The sequence below is a fragment of the Paenibacillus sp. J14 genome, assembly GCF_000518465.1.
Lineage (GTDB): Bacteria > Bacillota > Bacilli > Paenibacillales > Paenibacillaceae > Fontibacillus > Fontibacillus barengoltzii.
The window spans coordinates 55,284-76,068 of record NZ_JADQ01000006.1; the positions used below are offsets into that span (position 1 = coordinate 55,284).

General features: G+C 51.5%; 19 protein-coding genes. 18 read left to right on the forward strand and 1 reads right to left on the reverse strand.

The features are described 5' to 3' along the window. Positions 1–163 precede the first annotated feature (163 nt). From M891_RS0102505 to M891_RS23185, 10 genes are all read left to right on the forward strand, one after another. Positions 164–1,744, forward strand: coding sequence for a spore germination protein (locus M891_RS0102505; protein WP_232228272.1), 1,581 nt, complete (start codon positions 164–166; stop codon positions 1,742–1,744). Then, complete coding sequence (locus tag M891_RS0102510; RefSeq protein ID WP_028537705.1) at positions 1,741–2,847, forward strand: GerAB/ArcD/ProY family transporter; 1,107 nt, start codon at positions 1,741–1,743, stop codon at positions 2,845–2,847. The genes M891_RS0102505 and M891_RS0102510 overlap by 4 nt, the downstream gene beginning before the upstream one ends. Beyond that, entirely contained in the window at positions 2,840–4,009 is a 1,170-nt protein-coding gene (locus M891_RS0102515; protein WP_028537706.1) for a Ger(x)C family spore germination protein, read from the forward strand. Before M891_RS0102510 ends, M891_RS0102515 begins: the two co-directional genes overlap by 8 nt. A gap of 19 nt (positions 4,010–4,028) precedes the next feature. Beyond that, on the forward strand, positions 4,029–4,169 hold the full coding sequence (locus tag M891_RS25495; protein ID WP_176221884.1) for a hypothetical protein: 141 nt from the start codon (positions 4,029–4,031) through the stop codon (positions 4,167–4,169). Between the two features lie 162 nt (positions 4,170–4,331). Then, a complete protein-coding gene (locus M891_RS0102525) occupies positions 4,332–5,378 on the forward strand; it encodes an HD-GYP domain-containing protein (RefSeq protein ID WP_016311927.1) in 1,047 nt (348 codons plus the stop codon). Between the two features lie 148 nt (positions 5,379–5,526). Beyond that, on the forward strand, positions 5,527–6,225 hold the full coding sequence (locus M891_RS0102530; RefSeq protein WP_016311928.1) for a response regulator transcription factor: 699 nt from the start codon (positions 5,527–5,529) through the stop codon (positions 6,223–6,225). Positions 6,226–6,228: 3 nt separating this feature from the next. Next, on the forward strand, positions 6,229–7,698 hold the full coding sequence (locus tag M891_RS0102535) for a sensor histidine kinase (protein WP_016311929.1): 1,470 nt from the start codon (positions 6,229–6,231) through the stop codon (positions 7,696–7,698). Beyond that, entirely contained in the window at positions 7,695–8,849 is a 1,155-nt protein-coding gene (locus M891_RS0102540) for a hypothetical protein (RefSeq protein WP_028537707.1), read from the forward strand. The genes M891_RS0102535 and M891_RS0102540 overlap by 4 nt, the downstream gene beginning before the upstream one ends. A gap of 177 nt (positions 8,850–9,026) precedes the next feature. Then, complete coding sequence (locus tag M891_RS23180) at positions 9,027–10,403, forward strand: ABC transporter substrate-binding protein (RefSeq protein ID WP_198032012.1); 1,377 nt, start codon at positions 9,027–9,029, stop codon at positions 10,401–10,403. Positions 10,404–10,491: 88 nt separating this feature from the next. After that, positions 10,492–11,214, forward strand: a complete 723-nt coding sequence (locus tag M891_RS23185; protein ID WP_051416811.1) for an N-acetylmuramoyl-L-alanine amidase family protein — start codon at positions 10,492–10,494, stop codon at positions 11,212–11,214. Between the two features lie 20 nt (positions 11,215–11,234). Here M891_RS23185 and M891_RS0102555 read toward each other — a convergent pair whose 3' ends face one another. Continuing rightward, positions 11,235–11,666, reverse strand: a complete 432-nt coding sequence (locus M891_RS0102555; protein ID WP_016311933.1) for a VOC family protein — start codon at positions 11,664–11,666, stop codon at positions 11,235–11,237. 377 nt (positions 11,667–12,043) lie between these two features. Here M891_RS0102555 and M891_RS0102560 point away from each other — a divergent pair, with 377 nt between their 5' ends. From M891_RS0102560 to M891_RS0102595, 8 genes are all read left to right on the forward strand, one after another. Next, positions 12,044–12,907, forward strand: coding sequence for a MurR/RpiR family transcriptional regulator (locus M891_RS0102560; RefSeq protein WP_016311934.1), 864 nt, complete (start codon positions 12,044–12,046; stop codon positions 12,905–12,907). 202 nt (positions 12,908–13,109) lie between these two features. Further along, entirely contained in the window at positions 13,110–14,024 is a 915-nt protein-coding gene (gene murQ, locus M891_RS0102565; RefSeq protein ID WP_028537708.1) for an N-acetylmuramic acid 6-phosphate etherase, read from the forward strand. A 30-nt stretch (positions 14,025–14,054) separates the two neighbouring features. Then, positions 14,055–15,509 carry an ABC transporter substrate-binding protein gene (locus M891_RS0102570; RefSeq protein WP_028537709.1) on the forward strand — a complete coding sequence of 485 codons (1,455 nt, stop codon included), beginning with the start codon at positions 14,055–14,057 and terminating at the stop codon, positions 15,507–15,509. 85 nt (positions 15,510–15,594) lie between these two features. Beyond that, positions 15,595–16,518: a carbohydrate ABC transporter permease gene (locus M891_RS0102575; protein WP_028537710.1), complete on the forward strand. Its 924-nt coding sequence runs from the start codon at positions 15,595–15,597 to the stop codon at positions 16,516–16,518. Positions 16,519–16,539: 21 nt separating this feature from the next. Next, a complete protein-coding gene (locus M891_RS0102580) occupies positions 16,540–17,400 on the forward strand; it encodes a carbohydrate ABC transporter permease (RefSeq protein ID WP_028537711.1) in 861 nt (286 codons plus the stop codon). A gap of 16 nt (positions 17,401–17,416) precedes the next feature. Next, positions 17,417–18,634, forward strand: coding sequence for an anhydro-N-acetylmuramic acid kinase (locus tag M891_RS0102585; protein WP_028537712.1), 1,218 nt, complete (start codon positions 17,417–17,419; stop codon positions 18,632–18,634). Between the two features lie 47 nt (positions 18,635–18,681). Further along, positions 18,682–19,824: an exo-beta-N-acetylmuramidase NamZ family protein gene (locus tag M891_RS0102590; RefSeq protein WP_016311940.1), complete on the forward strand. Its 1,143-nt coding sequence runs from the start codon at positions 18,682–18,684 to the stop codon at positions 19,822–19,824. A gap of 17 nt (positions 19,825–19,841) precedes the next feature. Then, on the forward strand, positions 19,842–20,765 hold the full coding sequence (locus M891_RS0102595; protein ID WP_028537713.1) for a BadF/BadG/BcrA/BcrD ATPase family protein: 924 nt from the start codon (positions 19,842–19,844) through the stop codon (positions 20,763–20,765). Positions 20,766–20,785: the final 20 nt, after the last annotated feature.

A 20,785-nucleotide genomic window follows, 5' to 3' on the forward strand; every position in this document is an offset into this window, starting at 1 on the left:
TATTCCCAGTTAAGATGCACCGTTGACAGGAGAAATATACTAATTTTTTGGCAAAACCGGAGTGAAGACCAACATCAATCGAAACGAGATTATTTTTGAAGCAAGTTGGTAATAAAGGGTAACGACATCATCAACAGGATTAGTCGAGTGGGGAAGGGTTCTCATGCCAAGAATAATGTTCCGGAATACTCACAACAAGCGCAGCCCTCTCCGAAAAAGCGGGGGTTCGCAAGGAAGCGCTTCGGATGGTAACTTCACCGGACGGAACGTGCATGAATCGGTTGCACAAATTGTTCGTGTATTAGATGCTCCAGATGATTTAGTAACCCGGTTTATTAGCGGCGCGGAAGGAGCTCCTGTATGCGCCATCGTATGTATTGCTGGTCTGGCAGATTTGAAAATGATCAACGATCATATCGTTACATCCATCCAGCAGGCGTATTCCGCCTTTGAACGCTCAGAATCTATCACCGGACAAGAATTGTACCAGCGGCTGGACAAGCAATTTCTATCGGTACAAAAATATAAATTAACGCAATCTCTCGATGATATTCTCGTTGGCGTGCTGTCCGGAGATACCGCGTTGTTTATCGATGGTGTGGATCAGGTGCTGCTGATTGGCAGTAAGCAATGGACAGGGCGCGGTGTGGAGGAACCCGAGACAGAATCGCTGGTCCGCGGCCCGCGTGAAGGATTTAACGAGAGCATAGAGACGAATATTATCCTGCTTCGGCGGGCGATCCGTGATCCGAAGCTGCGAATCGATACCTACCGTATCGGTGAACGGGGAAAGAAAGGGCTCGTCATCGCTTATATTGATAATATTGTGCACCCTGAGCTGATCCAAGAGGTGAAACGAAGAGTCGAATCGATCGACATCGACGATGCACCGGAGAGCGGGACAATTGAGCAACTCATCCAAGACAGCTTCTTGTCACCGTTCCCTCTGATCCTGCATACGGAACGTCCGGATAAGGCGACTTCTGCCATTCTTCAAGGTAAAGTTGTAATTTTGCTGGACGGAACGCCGTTTGCCTTAATCATGCCAACAACCATTGTATCTCTGGTTCAGTCGCCGGAAGATTATTACGAGCGTTGGCTGATCGGATCATTAATCCGGATCCTACGGTATACCGCAGTTTTTATTTCGCTGACATTTCCATCACTCTATATCGCCTTGGTGTCCTTTCACCAGGGGATGATTCCTTCCAAGCTGGCCTTTTCGATTGCGGCAGCTCGGGAAGGAGTGCCGTTCCCAGCTGTCATTGAAGCCTTTCTCATGGAATTAACGTTGGAACTGCTCCGTGAAGCCGGGGTCCGCCTGCCCAAGCCGGTCGGGCAAACGATCGGGATCGTAGGCGGTCTGGTCATCGGCGAAGCGGCGGTGCAGGCAGGGATTGTCAGTCCAATTATGGTCATTGTCGTTGCAGTGACGGCTATGTCTTCCTTTGCCATCCCTGCCTACAGCGCAGGTATTGCTTTCCGTATCTTGCGGTTTATTATTATGCTTGCCGCTTCCATGTTTGGGCTGTACGGGATCATCTTGACCCTCATTATGATCTGCATTCACCTGTCGAGATTAAATAGCTTCGGGGTTCCATATTTTACACCGTTGTCCCCCAGCTTCTATCGCGACTGGCGGGATATGATCATTCGAGCCCCGTTACCGATGTTGTCGAAGCGGCCTCAATTTTTGCAAACCAAAGATGAATCCAGGATGGGAAGTAGGGAGGGCGGTACATGAAGTCCTTTGAGTACGGAGATCGAGAAGTAGGCACCTATGAAGTGTTCGCCTCCGTTGCGAATATGGTCATTGGTTTCGGGTTGCTTACTTTGCCGCGTATCATCGTACAAAAGACACATTCTGTTGATGGGTGGGTATCGATTCTCATCGGCGGTGTTGGTGCCATATTCTTTTCGTGGATTGTCGCCAAGCTCATCAGCCGATTTCCAAAGCAGAACCTGTATGAAATCGGCGGTGCGGTCATCGGAAAGCCGCTGGCCCTCCTGATCACTCTTATGTTCGCTGTATATATGTTAGCATTCGTGGCTTATGAGACCCGAGGCGTTGCAAGCATTTCGCGCCTTTACTTGTTCGATCGGACACCGGTAGAGATCGTCAGCCTCGTCTTTCTCCTAGTGCTCATCTATGGCGTATCCGGACCTAGTGTGACCTTGTTCCGGTTAAATACATTGTTTTTACCCATCGTGATCATGCTGATCTTCGTCTTATTATTGATGAATATCAGCCATTTTGATTTCCATAACCTAATGCCGTTTTTTGTGACCGATTGGCGGGAGTTGGTGATAACTTCCAAGGAGTCGACCTTTTCATTTCTCGGGTTTGAGATTTTATTGTTCTATAATTCAATCCTCAACAAGCCGAAGAAAGCCGTAAAAGCCTCCACCTTGGGGATGCTTATTCCGCTTATTCTCTATTTGCTCGTGTTTTTAATCACCTTGGGCATGTTTGGTGCTGAGGTGACCGCCAGCACGCTGTATCCCACGGAGGAGTTGGCCAAGCAAGTTGAGGTACCCGGGGGCTTTTTTGAACGGTTTGAGTCGATTTTTTTCTCAGTTTGGATACTTACGCTATTTAATTCAGCGGCGATGGCCTTCGATGTGTCTCTCTCGGCGATAGAAGCTGTATTTTCAAAAGCGAAGCGCATGGCGCTGGCGATTGGGTTAGGCCCGATTCTGTTCCTCATCATCATGCAGCCGCAAAATATAGATGAACTTCAGCTGTTTGCTGAATGGATTAGTTACGCTGGCATCGGGGTGGGGATGGTCGTTCCAACCCTTCTGTTATTGTTGGCGATCCTGCGGGGGGTGAAGGGACGTGCGTAGAGTTTGCTGTGTTGGGTTCGCCGCACTAATCCTAGCCTTAGGGTTGACCGGTTGCTGGGACCGGGTCGAAATTGAAGATCGAGGGTTTGTCGTAGGGGCCGGAATCGATCTTGCCGATGAGGAAGAGGCGCAGAACGGGCAATTTATCCTTACCTACCAATTTGTCATTCCAGGGGGGCTGCAGGCAAGAGAAGGCGACAGTAAAAACGGGAGTTCTTCCAAAGCTTACTTTAACCTGTCTACTAACGCGAATACGATGTTTGCGGCGGCTCGCAAGATGTCCTATCAAACGAGCCGCAGCCCCTATTTGCAACATATGCGCATGATCCTGATTTCTCGGAAACTGTCTGAAAGCGGAGAGCTTGCCTCTGTATTGGATCTTTTCCTCCGTGACCATGAAATGCGTCGAGCCACGAAAATTATGGTGACGGAAGGAGATGCGCGTGAAGTACTGGCGACGAATCCGAAAAATGAGAAGCTCCCGGTGATGTTTTTTGAATCCACTTCACTAAATCCAACGAAGAGCTCCAGCATTTATCCGCCAACGAACATCGGAGAAGTCCAAGCCTACATCTTGTCCAAGAGCAGCTTCGCCCTTCCAATCATCCGTAAACTGGGAAATGAGGTTTCCGTATCGGGGACTGCGCTCTTCGACAATGCTCAGAAGCTGAAGGGGCTCCTGAACGAAGAGGAGACTTCGGGATTAAACATTTTACGCGGCACCGCCCAGGACGGGGTTCTGGAGATCCATGTGAATGACGAGTATATGGCGTATGAGATCAAAGGCTTGCGTCAGAGCATTCAGGCGGATGTATCCGATCCGGAGCATATCCGGTTTACTCTCCATCTTGAGATGGAGGGTAACATTGGCGAGACCCAGGAGCGATTGGATCTGCTTTCCCCTCACCAACTTGCAGAACTCGAGGAGAAAACCGAGCAAGAAGTAATCCGCATCACCAATGGAACATTAACGAAACTGCAGCAGGAATACGGGTTGGATGTGATAGGTTTAGGTAAAGAGCTGGATCGCAGGCATCATGCGCTTTGGCAGAGCATCAAGGACGATTGGGAGCAGGGCGAACGTTATTTTTCCCGATGCGATATCGAAGTAAAAGTCCGCGCCAAGATTCGCATCGTAGGTTCAACGTTGGAAACCAAATAAGGAAGGAGGAGAATAGCTCATGTGGAATTTCGTGCGAGATCGGCTTCCTACCACGTTGACCTGGGTCTGTGCAGTATTGTCGGCGGTCATTCCTTGGATTGTCTATTCCATCAATCAGGCGCTGCATCGGTACGGGGATCCACCATGGAAGAGGAAGTGATTATCCGGGGCTTTTGACCTGCATCCCAATGAATAAAGCAGCAATAACCCCCCTTCCAAAACACGCCTTTAGGACTATTCAGGGCGGAGTAGGTTTGCGCGATATTTATATGTAAAGGTAGATTTTAGGCGGTGTACGCGCAGATTAAGAAGGGGGGGTTATATGAGAACTCACGTCATGGAGCTTCAGGAAGGGGATCGTCTGAGAACCGATGTGTTTAACCGTGCCGGGTTGCACATTCTTCCGAAGGGGACAAGCATTCATGCGGAGGAAATCGCCCTGCTGATTCGGCAGAGTATCGATTATGTCGATATCGAATTACGCGAAGGGGAAGTTACCCTGAACTCTAGCAAGAATTCAAGCTTTATCCAGCATTTGCGCGATAACTTTTATTTTACAGTGAAGGGGTATCAAACGTTATTTTTAGAGGCGCTGACGACCGGGAAGTTTAATCAATCCATGGTTGAGCAACATTTGGTGCCTATGCTTGAGGTCCTAGATCGAAATAAGGATGTTGTGTCACTCCTGATCGCCTTCACGGAAGAGGATGTTAATATTTATAACCACTCATTGCAGGTGGGTCTGTTGTCCTATTATATTGCCACTTGGTTGGGACACCCGCCAAATGAATGTTATGAAATTAGCAAGGCGGGGTATCTGCACGATATCGGGAAGAGTCAGGTGCGGCAATCCCTTCGCAACCGCGAGCATGAATTAACGGGGGAAGAACGGGAGGAAATGAATCGTCATACCTCCTACGGTTATGACATTATCCGCCGATCGACAGGGGAAGAAGTGACGGCTCTCGTCGCACTTCAGCATCATGAACGGGAAGACGGCTCCGGTTATCCGGCTGGCTTGCGCAAAGAGAAAATTCATCCTTATGCCGAAATCGTTGCGGTAGCGAATGAATACATAGCGATGACGTCTCCAGACGCATCAGGTTCGCGGCAGGATATCTTGACGGTGCTGCGAAACATTTATAATCTCGGCTTCGGCAAGCTGAATGAGAAGGCGGTTCAAGCGTTGACGGCCAATCTTCTGCCGAATTTCATCGGGAAGAAAGTGAAACTAAGCAACGGTGAAACGGCGACGATTGTTTGGAACAACCCTACTGATATTTTCAAACCGTTGGTGCAAATCGACGAGTGGCAGTTCCGGGATTTGTCGAGAGAACGAAATATCGATTTAGTGCATGTGTTTATGTAAAATTACATAAATCCAGTGGAAGCAACCCGCACTCCATCGAAGGAGCAAGGGTTGTTTTTTATTTAGTTGAGACCCCTTGTACGCCAAACTTTTCTGAGCGTCGTCAGACGGGTACAATAGGTGTCGAGGAAGTAAAATGGAGGCGCTTATGGAGAAGACGAGAATCCTAATCATCGACGACGAAGCGGCTATTGCCGATTTGTTGGCTTACGGGTTGTCTAAGGAAGGGTTTGACACCCGCACCGCCGGAAGCGGAGCCGAAGGGCTGGAGCTGATGAAGACGTTCCAGCCGGATCTTTTGTTGCTGGACTGGATGCTGCCGGACCAAAGTGGTCTGGACATTTGCAAGAAAGTAACGGCTGTTTACAACCTTCCAATTCTGATGATTACGGCAAAATCCGATATTACTGATAAAATTCTGGGTCTGGAATTTGGGGCGGACGACTACATTACGAAGCCGTTTGATTTGCGAGAGGTGGTCGCCCGAATCCGTACGATCCTTCGGCGGGTTCAGCCTGCCGCCGGCGGGCTTGAAACTTCTCCGCAGGAAGAGCGGATTCGCTTCAAGAACATTGAGGTCATCGAAAGCGAAAGGCTCGTACGCAAGGACGGAGAGCCTGTAGATTTAACCCCAAAGGAATTTGATCTGCTGCTGCGTCTGTATCATCACCGGGGCAAAATCTATACGCGTTCGGAGCTGCTGGATCTCGTGTGGGGGTATGACTTTCCTGGCGATACGCGCACCGTTGACACGCATATCCAGCGATTGCGCAAAAAGCTCGACGCGAGCGACCTGATCACAACCGTGTTTGGTGTCGGGTATAAATTCGAGAAACAGGTGGACTAGGCGATGGTTCGCACGATTCGAGGGAAGTTTCTTGTCGGCTTTTTTCTCATCTTTGCCCTGTCCTTTCTATTGCTGAATCAAACGGTAGACCACCTCATTCAGAGGAACAACCAGAGCATCATCACGGACGACTTGATTGGTCTGAAGAAAAACAGCAACATCTATGTTCGGCAGGCGTTCTTAATCAATCACTTCACGAACGACGATCTCTATTTCGGGCAAATGGCTGAAGAGATCGTCAGTGACCTGAAACGGGCGACCTCCAGCGAGGTCAGCGCCTATACGGTGGACGGGGTGCTGCTTCATGCCTCATCCAATGAGGCGTTTGCCGGTGCAACTGATGAGGATTTAAAGCAAGCGCTCGAGGGCAAAACCGCCTACACGATCACCTATAAACAAGGGACGGCCGCCGTGCATTACTCCTACCCGGTGATCATTGATGGAAGTCATGTGGGAATCTTGCGGTTTGCCAAGGACTTCTCTTTGCTGTACGAGCAGAGCGATACCATTCTGAAGACCATCACGTATTTGGCTTTTGGCATATTGGCTGTAGCTTTCTTATTTTCTTATTTGTTGTCCCGTAATCTGACGATTCCCCTGGTCAAGCTCAGCAATGCCTCGAGCGAAGTGATGAAAGGGAATCTGGACGTGCGCATTGACGTCAAACCGACGCGGCGGGATGAAATTGGTCGACTGGCCGCGAACTTTAACGAGATGATCGGACAGATCAAGCAGCAAATTGCTCGCATCGAACGAGACCGCGACCGCCTGGAGCGTTTAAATCGGCAGCGGAAAACCTTCTTCGACAATGTGACCCATGAACTGAAGACGCCGCTGACTTCCATTCTTGGATATGCAGAAATCATCCGCCAGCAAGGGGAGTCGGATCGGGCTTTTTTTGAGAAAGGCATGAACCATGTCGTTCAAGAAAGTGAGCGATTGCATGGGATGGTACTGAGATTGTTGGAATTATCGCGGGAAACGGCAGGCAGCGAAGAGTTCAAACAGGTGGACACGGGACAACTGTTGCGCGATACGTGCGAGGCATTGGCCTTTAAAGCCAAGCGCTACCATAAATCGATACACAGCGAGATCGAGGAAGGGCTTCACGTCTACGGACAGGAAGACCGCATCCGGCAGATCTTCATCAATTTGCTGGACAACGCGATTAAATACAGCAAACCGTATTCGGAGATTGAAGTTCAAGCCAAGCGGGCAGGGGAGCAGGTTCGTTATCGATTTGCCAACCTGGGGGAGACAATTCCACCGGAACAATTAAACGAAATCTTCGAGCCGTATTATGTCCCTGAGCGGCATGGTGCGAAGGAGACGGGGAGCGTTGGTTTGGGACTGGGCATCGTGAAATCGATCGTGGATGATCATGGAGGGACTGTTCGGATGACGAGCGAAAACGAATTGACCACGGTTGTGGTGGAGCTGCCATTCATGAAGTCGGAAGGAGAGTTGGCATGAAACTGCGAATATGGATGATCGCTGTATCGTTGTTGATCGCGGTCACTCTACTGCCCGGCTGTGCTGGCAGCCCCCAGACCCAGATGATCATTATCCCGGATGCGGAGGAAAGTCAACATGCAGACGAGCCTACGGGGCCCTTCAAGGTAGAGAAAATCTATCGAATTCCTCTCGCTGCCAAAGGCGGACTATTGGGGTGGTTTGGTACCGATTCTTTGCTGGGGGTTTATAACGGAACCAACGGATCGCAAATTCTCGAGGAAATCAAGCCCCCATATGAGGACTTGCAGAAGGTTCGCGCATTGGGGGCCAAGCAGTACGTTTTCGATCTATCCCCGGACGGCAAGCGAATTACCGCCATTGAGGAGAAGGGAAGCCATTATGAGCTTCAACTGCTGTCTTTGACCGGAGAAGCAGATCTCAAGCTAAAAACCATAGACACTTCTGAGCTCACGACGAAACAGTTTACTTGGTCGGACAACAGTCGGTATCTCGCCTTCACTAATTATGTATCCGAACCTGAAGTGACAGGTCAATCTGAGATCGTGGTCTATGACATGCAAAATAGGACTTCGGAAATTTACAAGATTCCGTTTCTGAAGGAAGGGCAGACGGAACTGTACAACTCAGTCCATGTCTCCGATGACGGGAACAACGCATTTCTTCTTGTCCAACGGATCGATGAAACGAGGCTGGTAGCCGGAAAGTTGAAGGACGGGGAATTCGTCGCTCAATATGAACATGCGTTAAGCCGGTATGGCCAAGCCGCATGGCTCAATGACAATCAAGTAGCCTTCCTGAGTCAGGACGGGACGTTGTATGCATACGATTTGCGGAATGAGGCAGTGGCTGTGCTGCTGGATTATGCCCTTACCTTCGAGCTGTCCAGAGACCGTCATACCATCGCCTATAGTAAGGAAGATGGTACCTTGCTTGCTGGTAGAGTACAGGGCAACAATATAATCAATGCGAGTCCAATATATCAGGGGGTGCTGCCCTACCAGATGTCCTGGAGCGAGGATAATCGAAGATTGTTGATCTTTGGCGGGAGAAGTCTGATTCGCAGTTCACAGGGGCCTGCCGTCGTGCCAAGCGCGGAATACTCCGTTCAGGAATCTGACTGGCTGCCCTTCATTATCGAATTGAAATAACGTCTTAGCTTAAACAGGAGCGTGAGTTTGAAACGCTCCTGTTTTTTTGTGTTTACAGTTTGGAGACATTTTGTTGACAACTCGGTCAAACGATGGTGACATCTCCCCTTTACGATGAAGGTGGCCCAAAAAACAGGAATTGCCTTATCGTCATGCGGCCGAAAGGAGTATAGGACGTTGAAAACTTCAATCAAAACAAGAGCAATAACGACGGCAGCGGTGAGTTTCATCCTATTGTTTTCACTAGCTGCCTGTCATGGTGGGGGAGGAGCGTCTCCAAATCCCCAAATCGGTGAATCGGGCAACCTCGTGGGCGAACCGCCAAGCCAGGATCCCGATGACGTTGGAAAAACAACGTTGGTTCTGTCGAGCTTTTTTCCAGATGCTCGTCTGGAGAAGCTGGTCAACCAATATGAAAAGATCCACCCGGAGGTGGACATCCAACTTCAGTTCGTGCAATCCGATGATGCTCATTTGGAGGCGGAGATGGAGAAATATCTGACCCAAACGAATACGGCCATGCTGGCAGGAAAGGGGCCGGATTTGCTCATCCTGGATGATTTGCCGGCCGCCAATTATGTAAAGAACGGACTGCTTGTTAACTTCGATGAGTTGATCGCACAAGATCCTACTTTTAAGAAAACGGACTATTTCTCAAATATATTGGACAATGCCAAGCTTGGCGGCGGCTTGTACGCGATGCCGACTTCATTCTTCCTGCTCGGACTGGCCGGCGACGAAGAAGCGCTCGCGAAGGCTGGAGTGGAGATCGACGACCAATCTTGGTCTTGGAACGATTTCGCCGTTCTTTCCGAGCAATTGGTGAACAAAACGTATCCGCATGTCATCCAAACAGAACCTCAATACATGCTGAATTGGATGGTGTCCGACAATTTATCGCTATTTGTGGACGAGCCCAAGGGAATGGCCAAATTCAACACGAGCAGCTTTACCGGCTTAATGAAGCAGGTGCAGAACATGGCCGAAGACGGAGTGATTGGCATGGAGGGAGCCCCTTATTTCTTCCCTGTGCAGATCAATTCGCCTGCCGATTACTTCGAATCACTAAAAAGCTATCGGAGTCCAAACATGAAGCTTTACGTCAAGCCGCATGCCCAAGACGTGGGGGCCGGCGGGTACTTTCAACCGTATCAAAGCATCGGATTGAATCGCAGCTCCAAAGCCAAGGAACAAGCCTGGGACTTCGTGAAATTTATGATCTCGAATCAAGTGCCGGTCGATCCGAACCATGCCGGCTTCCCGCTCAATAAGCAGCTTTACAAACAGGAAGTCGAACAGTTGAAAAAAGAAGGGGCCGTACAAACCGCCAAGGAGGGCCCATTGAAGGGGGGACCCGTCCAAGTCGAGCTGGACAAGCTGGTTGCGTTTGAGCAGTTTCTGACCGGTGCGACCCATATGGTATCTAAATTTCAGCCGGATCAACTGTCGGAAATCATTACTGAAGAGTCCAAAGCTTTCTTCAGCGGGCAAAAATCCGCTGAGGACGTCGCAGGCCTGATCCAAAACAAGGTCACGACGTATCTCAATGAATAGCAGCAGTGATCATGAACAGCACGGATCCGATTCTGGGAGAGGGTCGGTTCCGATTTGAGGGAGATAGAGAACACTCGGAGGAGAAGTTATGGGGAAAAGTGGGAAGATCGCGTATTTCGTGGCTGTCTTGGGGATCATTATGGTTTTGCTGTCCTTAGGGGGGGTGATTACCCTTGGTGGTGAGAAGCACGGAGGTTCCGTTCATCGGTTCTTGTCGTCCGGACCGGCGGTTGGTGAGGAAAGGGCCGTTCCCGGCGGAACCGCCGGGAAGTACCGGATCGTCATTGATCCCGGACATGGCGGGAAGGATCCGGGAGCGACCAGCATGAGCGGCAGAGAAGAGAAGGATTTTACGTTGGCCCTAGCGGAGAAGGTCTATGAACGACTTGAGCAGGATCCGATGTTCGAACCCGTATTAACTCGTACAAGTGATGAGTTTATCGAGCTGGAGGATCGGTCCAAGGTCGCCAACGAGCAGCATGCAAATGCATTCATCTCTTTGCATGGCAACACGTATGAAGGGTCGGAGCCAGTGTCCGGCACGGAGACGTATTACTACAACAGAGGAGACGGCAGTTATGAACTGGCGGAGATGATCCACCAGCATTTAATCGAAGCCTTGGGTTTTCGGGACAGGGGCGTTCGTCAAGAAGGCTGGAAAGTGCTGCGAACGAGCGAAGTTCCAGCGGTTCTGGCCGAAATCGGGTTTCTGACCAACGCGGAGAATGAGTCGGTCTTATTTAGTGAAGCGGGGCAGGACAAAGCGGCGCAAGCGATAGTGGATGCGCTCAAACGCTATTTCGGAAAATAAACCCGGGAGAAACGGCAGGATTACCTGCTGTTTCTCCCGTCGTCATAACTGAGCTGCCATTCAATGCCGTACTTGTCCGTTACATTGCCATAACAAGGGCTCCAGAATGTTTCCTGCAGCTCCATCTTCACCGTTCCGCCCTCCTTGAGACGCTCAAACGCGGCGGTGATTTCCTCTCGATTGGTGCTGACCAGCGCCAAACTGATATTCGTTCCAACGGTATAAGGGGAGCCTGGGAACACGTCGGAGAACATCAGATGACTGCCGCTTACCTGCAGATTGGCGTGCATGACCCGATCCTTTGCTGCTTCGGGAAGCGCATAATCCGGTTCAGCCGCATGCGCTTCGCCGTAGGTCATGATTTGCGGCCGCTCCACACCAAACGCTTGGGCGTAAAACTCCACCGCTTCACGGCAGTTGCCGTCGAAATACAAATATGCGTCAATCGGCATATCCTTCTCCTCCTCTTAAATAACTCTCGTTGTGCATAGACTCCCTTAAAGCTTACCCAGAATCCACCAACTTGAATCAGGGATAATCCATAAATGGGATATATTAACTCAAGATTTATTTCACTATTTCCAAAAGAACATTCGATGGGAGATAAGCAGAAAATACAGTGAACTAGAGACTTTTTGTTTACGTTACGATAATATAATTCGTAAATTAATATCATAAAGATGTTTTAACTTTAAAATATAATTACAAACGAATGAAATGAATTTCCAAAAAAAAATTCACATGGTTTGCTTGTTTTTTGTCAGCTTTGCGCTTAAGATATGATTGCAAGTCTAGTAAATATATCCAAATAGTGAAGTAGGTAATGAAGATGGCTATTCATGATAATATCCTGATCAAGATTCGCGATATGAAGGAAAATCTGACGCCGGTCGAGCGCATGGTCGCGGAATATATTCTCGCCAATACAGAAGACATTCCCCATCTTTCGATCAAAAGCTTGGCCAAGCTGAGCAAAACAAGCGATGCTTCGGTGCTTCGGTTCTGCAAAACGATGGGATACAGCGGTTACCGCAGCTTTATCGTCAGTATTTCCGCAGCGCTTGGCTCGATGGACGACGAGCGGAAGGACCAGTACACCGATATCCAACCGGGCGATGACCTGGATACGATTATCGCCAACATTTCGCGCAACAATATGAAGTCGATTGAGGATACGTTAAGTGTGCTGGATCGCGGCGAGGTTGCTCGTGCCGTTAAAGCGCTTCGAGCCTCTAACCGCATCGTGTTCTTTGGGATCGGCGCCTCCGGATTGGTGTGCCAGGACGGGGAACAGAAATTTTCACGAATTAATAAAATGTGCCATGCGTACACCGATGGTCATAGTCAGTTGACTGCGGCGACATTGCTTGGCAAAGGTGACGTTGCCATCTTCGTCTCAAACTCCGGTAGTACCCTTGAAATTATAGAGACACTGGAGATTGCCAAGAAGAACAACGCGACAACGGTCGCCATTACCAAATACAACAAAAGCGAGCTTGCCGATAAGGCGGATATCCTGCTCGGCATCTCCACACCGGAGATCACCATGCGCAGCGGGGCGATGGGCTCTCGGATTGCGATGCTGACGATCATAGACATGCTGTTTGCCGGAGTGGCCAGTGCAGAATATCAACATGTGAAGAAGTATTTGACCAAGACGCATAGTATTTTAGCCGCGAAGCACAAAAGATAAAGGAAACAAGCTTACATCAGACATTGGATCCTGACGATCCGATGTCTTTTTTTGTTGAAAAAAGGAGTAAAAAATCAAAAATATATTACATAGTAAAATTTTATTTCAAAATCTATTGACGTGGTAAAGTTTACCACCGTAAACTAAGACTCAAGTAAAGGGTGGATCAAACCAGATCATCAGTGAGGAGAATGAAGACGCCATGGAAGAATACTATGCTGGGCTGACGACGGAGGCTATCAACCAAAATACGTTAAGGATTGATGAATGCTCGACCGAAGAAATGCTGCGTCTGCTGAATCGGGAGGATGCCACGGTACCCGCCTCTGTGGCTGCGGAAATTCCGCAGATCTCCAAGGCGGTGGATCTTCTACACCAACTGCTGAAGCAGGGGGGGAGAATGTTTTATATCGGGGCAGGGACCTCGGGCAGATTGGGGGTGCTGGATGCTTCAGAATGTCCACCAACCTTCGGCGTTGATCCTGAGCTGGTGCAAGGGCATATCGCCGGTGGAGACATCGCTTTAAGAGCAGCGGTCGAAGGTTATGAGGATAACGAGGAGGAGGGGATGGCATTAATCGAACGGCTTGGGGTGACGAACAAGGATGCAGTGATCGGTATTTCGGCCAGCGGCAGCGCCGGCTTCGTCATTGCGAGCTTGAAGAAAGCTGCTGAGCTGGGGGCAGCGACCATTGGCATCGTCAACAACAAGGCATCCAAGCTGGAGGCAGTCTGCGATATTTGTATCTCACCTGTGGTAGGACCGGAAGCAATTATGGGCTCTACCCGTCTGAAGGCAGGAACGGCACAGAAGCTGGTGCTTAACATGCTCACGACCTGCACGATGGTGAAGCTGGGGAAGACGTACAATAACCTGATGGTGGACTTGAAGGCGAGCAACAAGAAGCTGTATGACCGTTCTATCCGCATCCTCAAAATCGCCACCGGTGTCGACAGTGCCACCGCAGCGAAAGTGCTGGAGGAGGCATCACTGAACTGCAAGCTTGCGATCCTGATGATCAAGACGGGGATGGAGGCCAAGGAGGCTGAGCGTCGATTAACCGAGTGTGACGGTAATCTCAAGCTGGCGATTCGCACACAAAACAAAGTGGTTTAACACGATTATCCAGGGGGAGGATTTTTGGCGATGAGAAAAATGCATGTATGGGCATCTGTATTGGCATTAACCATGTCGATCAGCTTATTGACGGCATGCGGGTCGGGGAACAAAGCCGCAAACGGCGGCGATTCCGCGACTCCCAACAACACCAATAGCTCCGCTGAAGCGCCTGCCGAGGCCAAAGACACGATCACCGCGTTACTTCCGCCGGTTTCAGGCAACTTCCAAAGTCGATTTGAGGAAATTGAGAAAGATTTTAACGCCCTGTATCCCAATTTAACTTTAAAAATTGAACCGGCCAGCTGGGAGGACATGACACAAAAGCTGGATACGCAGGTGAATGCCGGCAGTCCCCCAGACATTGCCTTTATCGGCTCGGATGGGATCTCCAAATACGTGCAGCAAGGGATGTTGATGGACATCACCGATACCGTAACGCCGGAAATGGTCGCGGACTTTGATCCAACGCCGCTCGAGTATATGAAGAAAGCAGATGGACTGTACGGGTTCCCGGCCTATATGGAGGTTCACGCCCTTGGCGGTAACAAACAGTTCCTTGAAGAAGCAGGGATTGATTGGAAAAGCGTACAGCAAAACGGTTGGACATACGAAGAGTTCCGTGAAGCGATCAAAAAAGGCGTTGTGAAGGAAGGCGATACGATCAAACGGTATGGCTTCGTGTTCGCAACCGCCGGGGTGACGGCTAAGGATTATCTGAACATCCTCATTAAAAATGCCGGGATGCCTGCCGCGTTCACCAAAGACTTGAAATTTGCTTACACCAGCAAAAATTACTTGGAAGTGCTAAAGGCGGTACGGCAAATGATCGATGACGGCTCGATGCCGAAGGAGCTGAGTTCCGTCGATGCCGGCAAACGCTGGAACATGTTCCTGACCGGTCAAACGATGATTACCGGGAAAGGGCTGGCCACCTTCGAGAACTCGGCAAATCAAAACAATGAGAAGCTGAAGGCCAATGACGGCAGTGCGGTCGCTGGCAGCATTCCGGTTGAGTACATTGTCCTTCCTGTCCCCACGTTCCTAGGTCAAGAGCCGGTCTCCAGCACAGTCGTGGACGGTTATGTCACCTTCCGCGGCAAGAAGGAACCCAGCGCCGAGCATAAAGCTAACGTCGTGAAGGCGGCCTACTATCTAGCCAGCGGCAAAGTAGCGGCATTGACGAACAATGACCTGTTTGCGGCTCACATTACCAAGAGCGGCAGAGAAGCGGCGAAGGACCTGACGGTGAACCGGAATCCGGATAACGTTGCCGCAGTCGAAACTTTGTTATCCCACGCCAATCCGGCACGTCCGGATATCCCGGTGGAGCTTGGCGCCCAGGCGATCAAGCTGGAGGATGAAGTGATCATTCCGAAGCTGCAAGCCTTGTTGGCTGATGAGATTACGCCGGAGGAAATGTACGAAGCCGTCAAAAAAGAAGCGATCAAGATGTTTGGGGAAGACGGCGTAGTGATCGACTAACCAATGGAGGATCGGATAGCCGTGGGGAAGGTCTGCGGCTATCCGAACCGCTTTTTTTACACTAGCGAAAAGGAGTTTGGACACGATGGCCCAGTTGGCAAAAATGCGGACGACAGGCCCAACCAAAAGAAAGATGCTGCGGATCAAAGGAGACACGAGCTGGGCATACGCTTTTATCGCCGTGGCGCTGGTCGTCTACGCCGTATTTACCGCCTATCCTGTTGTCAGCGCTTTGATTATCAGTTTTCAGGAATACAAACCGCTGGGTTCCCAGTTTGTCGGATGGGAGAATTATGCAAACACCTTCACCGACAGCTTATTTTGGAAATCGATCAAGAACACGATTGTTTATACCGTTTTAACCGTTCCGGTCTCTTTGTTCCTGTCATTTGTGATCGCCATCATGATCCATCCGCTGCGTAAAGGAATGCAAACGACCTTTAAAGCGATCTATTATTTGCCGGCGGTGGCATCCGGTGTAGCCCTGTCGGTTGTCTGGCTATGGATCTTTGATCCAATGACGAGCGGGATCTTAAACCAGCTGCTAGGACTGTTTGGCATCACGAACCAGAACTGGCTGGGTTCCAGCTCAACGGCGATGTTCTCGCTGGTGTTGATGGCCTGGCTGTCCAGTCACGGCACGAGCATTATCATCTATTTGGCGGCGCTGCTTGGCATTGATCATAGTTACTATGAAGCGGCGGAGCTGGATGGGGCATCGTTCCTCCAGAAGATCTGGTACATCGTAATTCCCTGCCTCAAGCCAACAACGTTGTTCCTGCTGGTGACCGGCGTAATCGGTTCTTTCCAGGTGTTCCAGAACGCCTATCTGATGACTGGAGGCGGTCCGGATAACGCGACCACGATGGTGGGGCTGCTGATTTTTAACAATGCCTTCAAGTATTTTGAATTCGGGGAGGCGGCGGCACAATCCTTGATTCTAACGGTGATTATTGCAAGCATTTCCCTGCTCCAGTTCAAATTTATGGGCAACGACATCGAATATTAGCGTGGGAGGGAGGATGAACCCATGGCACTATACAGTAATCATACCGGCCATCCATACGTGAGGCGAATCCGCAACGCAGGGCTCATGATCGTTCTTCTGCTTTTTGCGCTGGCGACGCTGTTTCCGATCTACTTCATGATCATTTCCTCCTTCGGTGATCCCGTGGAAGCGGGGGCCTTAAGCTATTCGTTGTGGCCGGGCAAAATATCGCTGGATTCCTACAAGTTTTTCTTCGACTATAGCGAGTATTCCTATCGCTGGCTGTTTAATTCGCTGATTGTGGCGACCAGCGTGATGGTGTCGAATGTCCTCTTTGCGACCTTGGCGGGATACGCCTTCTCCAAAATTCGTTTCCGCGGCAGATCGGTGTTGTTTTCGATTATGCTCTGCGCGATGATGATTCCGTATCAAGTAACTCAGGTGCCGCTTTACATTTTGATCGTGAACGTGTTTCAGATTGAAAATACATACGGTGCGTTGATAATGCCAGGTCTCGTCACCGTATTTAACATCTTTCTAGCCAAGCAGTTCATGACTTCCATTCCGTCCGAAATTTTAGAATGCGCGAAGGTGGAAGGCTGCAACCAGCTTCAGATGTTCACGAAGATCGTTCTCCCCCTCTCCAAAACCGTGATGGCGGTTATGGCCATTCTCACCTTTATGGATAGCTGGAACACGTTCTTCTGGCCGTTTCTGGTTACGAACACGATGGACATGCAAACGATTCAGGTGGGGCTCAAAAACTTCCGATTCGCGAACACCACGTACTTCGCTCCGATGATGGCGGGGGCGACGATCTCGGCCTTGCCGATGTTCATCTTGTTCTTCAGCTTGCAAAAATATTTCCTGGAAGGCGTCACGGTTGGCGCGGTGAAGGGGTGAACCTGGAGGTGAGGGGATGGGGCGTCCTCGCGGAACTTCTGCGGCTTACCGCTATGCGGTAGGTTTGATGTCAGGAACCTCGGTCGATGGCATCGATGCCGCTGTGGTCGCCATTCGCGGTGAGCTGGATGGCAGCGAAAAACCGGAAGTCCGGTTGGTTGCTTACGACAACACGCCATACTCAGATCAGGTTCGGGCAGAGATCTTTGCGATGTTTGATCCCCGGCAAGCGACGATCGACCGGGTAGGTCGTCTGAACGTGTGGCTGGGTGAGTTGTTCGCCCAAGCGGCGCTGGCGGTGATTCGGAAAGCCGGGTTAACTCCCGGTGAAATCGCCTGGATTGGCTCCCATGGCCAAACCATTTATCATGCGCCGAACGCGAGCCTCGTGGAGGGCCTCGATTTACGGTATACCGTTCAAATCGGGGAAGGGGCGGTGATTGCAGCCCGGACAGGAATCCCTTGCGTCTCTGATTTTCGCGTCGCAGATATGGCCGTGGGAGGCCAAGGAGCTCCGCTGGTACCATATACGGAATATTTGCTGTATCGGGAGGAGAAGCGGACGCTGCTGTTGCAAAATATCGGAGGGATCGGAAATATGACCGTTCTTCCCCAGAACTGTCGATCAGATGAGGTGTATGCATTTGATACGGGGCCCGGGAACGTATTGATCGATGGTGTGGTGACGCGTCTGACTGGAGGCGCAGCCACGATGGATGTTGGCGGAAGTCTGGCCCGGCGCGGCCAAGTGCATGCCAGGCTGCTTGAAGAATTAATGCAGGAGCCTTACTACGAGCAGCCGATTCCGAAGTCAACCGGACGAGAGCTGTTTAATGCGGCCTACATTGACCGTCTGTTAGAGTACCAGGCACGGTATGGTCTTACAGCAGAGGATCTGGTGGCTACGGTCACCCGGCTTACGGCCTGGACGATTGGTGAAGGATATCGCCGGTTTGTTCGGGCCCAGCATGCAGCCGATGTGTTGATTGTTGGGGGAGGCGGGAGCTATAACCCAGTGCTGATGAGCATGCTGGCGGACGAGATGAACGCGATGGGGGTTGCTGTGATGACGCAGGAAGAGCTGGGCTTTCACAGCGACGCCAAAGAGGCGGTAGCGTTTGCGTTATTAGCGGGCTGCACGCTGGATGGGGTGCCGAACAATCTCCCGCGGGTCACCGGCGCCGCTCATCCCGTGGTGATGGGGAAGATCAGCTATTCAGTTCCCAAGCGGTAATTCGACGGTCGGTCAACGTGCAATTGTAGAGAGGGGATGTTAATAGGATGGTGGAAAACGGGATTGATCGGCTTTCGGAATATGCCAATCTGCTGCAAGGCCATCGGCTGGGGTTAATTACAGCGCCGACCGGCCTTACCTCGGATTTTAGGTCTACAATTCAGGTGCTGCATGACCAGTTTCATCTGACGGCCTTATTCTCGCCCGAGCACGGGGTTCGCGGAGATCAGGCCGCTGGTGCGCTGGTCGACAGCTACATCGATCCGATCACGGGGGTGCCGGTACATAGCCTTTACCGACAAGATTCCAAGCGGCTGACACCGGAGATGCTCGATGAGGTTGATGCCGTCGTCTATGATATTCAGGATGTAGGTATTCGATACTATACTTACATCTATACCATGCTTTACGCGCTGGAGGATTGTGCGGCAGCGGGCAAGCCTTTTGTCGTGCTGGATCGAGTGAATCCGCTGGATGGTGTTACGGTGGAAGGCAATGTGCTTAAGCCGGGGTTTGAGTCGTTTGTCGGCAACTATCCACTTTGTGTACGGTACGGTTTAACTGCCGGGGAAGTGGCCCGCATGGTCAACGAGCAAATGGGCTGGAATGCCGAATTGCATGTGATCCCGTGCCGAGGCTGGGACCGGAGCATGCTCTATCCGGAAACCGGGCGGATCTGGGTACATCCGTCGCTCAATATGCCTAGGTTTGAGACCGCCTTGCTATATGGGGGAACCTGCTTGTTTGAAGGGACAAATCTATCGGAGGGGCGCGGCACGACGTTCCCGTTTGAAATGATCGGTGCGCCTTATATTCAGCCGGAGCAGCTGGCCGCGGAAATGAATGCGAAGCGATTGCCGGGCGTGCTGTTCCGGCCGGTGTATTTTAAGCCGACGACCTCCAAACACGAGAGGGAGCTCTGCGGGGGCGTCCAGTTGTATGTGACCGATCCTCGGGCGCTGCATGCGGTGGAGACCGGATATATCCTGCTGGATACCATTCGTCGAAACTACGAGGAATTTGCTTTCCTGCCGCCGATGCAGGAGAACCGCTTGTCCTTCATCGATATGCTGAGCGGCGACAAGCTGCTTCGCGAAGGGGCTTTGCCGCTTCCGGAGCTATTGGAGCAGTTCCGGGAAGAGAGCCGGGCGTTCGCTGCGATGAAGCAGCAATATCACCTCTATGCCTGAGGGGAGGCTGGATTCAAATGAGATATGTCGTTGGCATCGACGGCGGCGGTACGAAAACGAAAGCAACGGTTGCCGATGAGACAGGGAACATCGTTCGCTCCTTCGCCGTCGGTCCGCTGAATCTCAACGGTCAGGATGCCGGATCGGTGGAACAAACGCTAGGTCATCTCCTGCAGATTACGACCGAGGTGTGCGGCGGGCTTGATCATTGTATGCAGATGTGTCTCGGCGCGGCGGGGATTAGCAACCCGGTTGTTGCGGAGCGACTGACAACGCTGATCCGCTCCGGCGGTTACCACGGCGGGCTCGACTTGGTAGGCGATCACGAAACCGCGTTGTGCGGGGCGTTAGATCGCTCGATCGGCATGATCCTGATCGCCGGGACCGGGTCCATCTGCTTCGGGCGGAACGCGCGCGGGGAAACCCATCGAACAGGGGGCTTCGGTCACCTGATCGATGACGAAGGCAGCGGCTATTTCATTGGCCGCGAGCTGCTGAGCGCGGTCGTCCGGGCGGCGGACGGACGGAGCGGTCCCACTGCGATCACGGAGCTGGTCTATGCGCAGCTGGAGATCGATTCGGTGCGGCAGCTGATCGGGTTCGTGTACAGCAAGGACACGAACAAGAAGGACATTGCCGCACTAGCCCCGCTGCTGTCGCAAGCCTGCGAGCTTGGCGACAGCACGGCGCTGGCGATCGCGCGGCGCAGCGCGATCGCTCTGGCGGAGCTGGCCGCTCCCGTGGCCAGCCGGCTCGCCCTGGAGGAGGGCGAGCTGGCGCTGGCCGGGAGCGTGCTGCTCCGCAGCGCGCACGTGCAGGCGGGCGTCAGGGAAGCGCTCAGCGAGCGCTTCCCGAGGCTCACCTGCACGCTGCCCAAGCATGACGCGGCCTATGGCGCGGTCATGCTGGCGCTGCGCGCGCTGGCGCCCGGGCGGGGCTAAGCCGCCCGGTGCACAAAAGG